The following is a 1,602-nucleotide window of genomic DNA, read 5'->3' as shown; positions in this document are numbered from 1 at the left end:
GAAAGCACGGTAATTACTGCGGCCGGTCAGCTGAATAGGGCCACGGCCAGCAAATTTCACCCCGTCGCCGCGATACACGTTGCCGAGGTCGCTACGCCCCTCGTATTCCGCGCCGCTAGCAATCTCCCGCATGTAGAGCAGACCTACAGACTCATGGCCAAGCTGTGCGCACCACATGGCTGCACGCTTCACAGTGGTAACCCCAGCTTCGCGCATGGCGGTATTAAACCCATCGATTAACCGCGTGTAGCCGCCGTCAGGCAGATTGCCGCCCATAACCTCGCGAAGCGTTTGCGCATCCATAGTTTGCCCTCCTTTGGGCATGAAATTAGCCCCATGACCAGTGCGGTCAGGGGCTAATGACTAGCTCTTAATCGGGTCGAAAAGATCCGGCGTCTTATCCGGCGGGTATTCCGGCAGCGCGGTAAGTCTTGCCTTGGTGCTCGTAGACCATTCCGTGCATCACAAAGATGCCTGGTTCCCAGGTGGTCATGCTTGTCGTTTGCGCTTTGGATGGCATCGAGGGAATCGTTAGATGCATTGGTATCTCCTCTATCCGGCTATGCGTGCGCGATAGCGAGCTTCGGTAAGGTTAGGACTTCAAGTTCTCCTGCGTCGCGCTTACCTACTAGCCAGTCGAGGAAGGCAAGATACTCATCCTTAGTGACCATTCCGGAGTTACCGAGCGCGTACGGGTGCACGAAAGTAACATGCTTGCCCTTAGTGGCGATTGTCTTCTCGATGTAAGCCTTAACGGTGTCTACCGTGCCGGCTTCTTCAATCTGTGAGCGCTGCACACCGACCGGCAATGGCTCCATTGGGTAGACGTAATCGTCTCCGACGTAGCCGGTAATCACCGGGTAAGTCTTCTGCAAGAGTCGGCCAGCGAACGTGTCTGTGTAAGCCTCAGCGGTTTGCCCCGTTCCGAAGCCGTCGTATCCACCATCGGATAGCGAGTATCCGGGCTGCACCCATGACCAGACCTTTGTGCCAAGCTTCGATTCAAGTGCAGACTTAGACGAAACAATCTGTCGCCAGATAGCGGCCGCCCCTACCGCACCCTCATGGTCACCAGAGTGGGAAGCAATATCCAGACCTTCGGTAACCCAAGCGGCGATTTCCTCATTTGTGGCCTGGTGTCGAGAGTCGCCGTTTCCGTCGAGGTGCACTTCAGGGGATAGCGCAAGGGTGGCAGGCAAACCACGCTTCTTAAGCTCCGGCCAAATCCAATCTCGGAAAGCAGTGGTGCCGTGGTCATAGACAAGGGCGATCGCGGCCTTATCCCCCACCGCAGTATCGCCGATAGCTGTCGTCATCTCGGAGACAAGCTCCGCATGCTTGGATTCGTAATCCAGCGTCGGATCGTTCGAGGCAAGCATCGAGGAAAGAAGTTCACCAGCCGCTGCCAGCTCATTCTCCGTCTTCGCCCCGTTCGTGGTTTCCAGCGGATAGAGCTTCTCCCAGCCCGACCCGGCGACGGTTTTGTTGTAAAGGTAAGCGGTCCAGTGCTCGACTGGATAGACTCCTCCCCACCAATGCACGCGCTGATAAGCGGATGCGCCAAGATAATCAATAACAACGATTCCGCGGCCTAGCTCCGGG

General features: G+C 56.6%; 1 protein-coding gene and 1 pseudogene. Both read right to left on the bottom strand.

Annotated features, from left to right (window positions below):
- A pseudogene (locus HMPREF2935_RS00795) lies at positions 1–303 on the bottom strand (basic endochitinase); the annotation flags it as partial.
- 257 nt (positions 304–560) lie between these two features.
- On the bottom strand, positions 561–1,602 hold a 1,042-nt coding region (locus HMPREF2935_RS00790), incomplete at its 5' end, for a polysaccharide deacetylase family protein (RefSeq protein ID WP_141755987.1).

Source organism: Corynebacterium sp. HMSC076D02 (assembly GCF_001813815.1).
Taxonomy (GTDB): domain Bacteria; phylum Actinomycetota; class Actinomycetes; order Mycobacteriales; family Mycobacteriaceae; genus Corynebacterium; species Corynebacterium simulans.
The sequence above is the reverse complement of the archived record's forward strand: the minus strand, read 5'-3'. Positions and strand labels throughout refer to the sequence as shown.